Below are 1,436 nucleotides of genomic sequence, written 5' to 3' on the forward strand. Positions count from 1 at the left end.
CTCGGCCTCGCGGCGGGCCTCGTCCCGCTCGGTGTGCGCGGCCGCCACCTCGGCGGACGCCTCGGCGCGCAGCCTCGCGGCGGGCCTCGTCCCGCTCGGTGTGCGCGGCCGCCACCTCGGCGGACGCCTCGGCGCGCAGCTGCGCGAGCTGCCGCTCCACCCCGGCGGGGGAGAGCTCGGCGTGCAGGGCCTCGGTGAGGGTGTCCACGATCTGGTCGAGGCGGTCGACCGCCTCCCAGGTCCGGGCGACCTGGCCGGGCAGGCCGGGGGCGTTGCGGTGACGCATCCGGGAGTTGCGCGACGCCCGCTGGCAGGCGCCGTCGTTGTCCCGGCAGTACCGGAACGGCCGGCCCGCACCGGCGCGCTGCGGCACCTCCCGTCCACAGTGGGCACAGGGGCGGGTGTCGGCGGTGGGAGTGGGCTGGGCGTCCATCGAGCGCGAAGTCTAGTGGCACCGGCGCGGGGAGCCGGTCGACGTCGCCACTAGGGTGGGCGGATGCCCGTCTCCCCGTACGTCGCCCGGATGCGCAAGCACATCGGCACCGACCTGCTCCTGCTGCCCGGGGTCAGCGCGGTGGTGCGCGATGACGCCGGGCGGGTGCTGCTGGCCCGGCGCAGCGACAACGGCCGCTGGTCGTTGCCGGCCGGCGTCATCGACTCGGGCGAACAGCCGGCGGACGCGGTGCTGCGGGAGGTCCTCGAGGAGACCGGGGTACGCGTCGAGATCGAGCGGGTCGGCGGGGTCGCCACCCACCCGGTCGTCTACCCCAACGGCGACGCCTGCGAATACCTCAACGTGTGGTTCCGCTGCCGCCCGGTCGGCGGCACCCCGACCGCGGACGGCGACGAGTCCACCGAGGTCGGCTGGTTCGACCCGGACGACCTGCCCGAGCTGGACGACTGGTCCCGGCTGCGGATCGACACCACCGTGAGTGAGGACGCCCCCACCTGGCACGCCCGGCCCGGCCAGCGGCACCCCGCGCTGGGCGACCGGACGCGCTCTGACGCTCCACGCCAGCAGGGGCGGGCCTGATCCGTCAACGCAGGAGCGGACGGCCGCGCCGTGGCCGCGTCACGGGGTGACCAGCGCTGCCCGGGACCGGTCGGCGGCGATCCGTACGGCCAGACCGGCCAGCACGGTGCCCATCACCCAGCGCTGCACCCGCAGCCACAACGGCCGCCGGGCGAAGAACGCCGCGATGCCGCCGGCGGTGAGCACGATCAGCGCGTTGACGGTCAGCGCGATCACGATCTGGGTGAGCCCGAGCAGCAGGCTCTGCGCGGCGACGTGGCCGTGCGCCGGGTCGATGAACTGCGGCAGCAGCGACACGTACAGGATCGCGATCTTCGGGTTGAGCAGGTTGGTGACCAGACCCATGGTGAACAGCCGCCGCGGCCGGTCCGGCGGCAGCGGCGCCGGCGCGAACGCCGACCGG

The 1,436-nt window shown here is 75.4% G+C and carries 2 protein-coding genes and 1 pseudogene; 1 reads left to right on the forward strand and 2 read right to left on the reverse strand.

Annotated features, from left to right (window positions below):
• Positions 1 to 433, reverse strand: a pseudogene (locus tag JNW87_RS38660) (hypothetical protein); the annotation flags it as partial.
• 63 nt (positions 434 to 496) lie between these two features.
• Here JNW87_RS38660 and JNW87_RS38665 point away from each other — a divergent pair.
• Positions 497 to 1,033 carry an NUDIX domain-containing protein gene (locus JNW87_RS38665; protein ID WP_238455469.1) on the forward strand — a complete coding sequence of 179 codons (537 nt, stop codon included), beginning with the start codon at positions 497 to 499 and terminating at the stop codon, positions 1,031 to 1,033.
• Between the two features lie 39 nt (positions 1,034 to 1,072).
• Here JNW87_RS38665 and JNW87_RS38670 read toward each other — a convergent pair.
• A partial coding sequence (locus JNW87_RS38670; RefSeq protein WP_238455470.1) for a LysE family translocator occupies positions 1,073 to 1,436 on the reverse strand: 364 nt, incomplete at its 5' end.

Source organism: Micromonospora sp. ATA51 (genome assembly GCF_016802855.1).
GTDB classification, from domain to species: domain Bacteria; phylum Actinomycetota; class Actinomycetes; order Mycobacteriales; family Micromonosporaceae; genus Micromonospora; species Micromonospora sicca.

Excerpts from the sequence above, each read along its gene's own strand:
- JNW87_RS38665 (WP_238455469.1), top strand. The coding sequence starts at position 497 with ATGCCCGTCTCCCCGTACGTCGCCCGGATGCGCAAGCACATCGGCACC.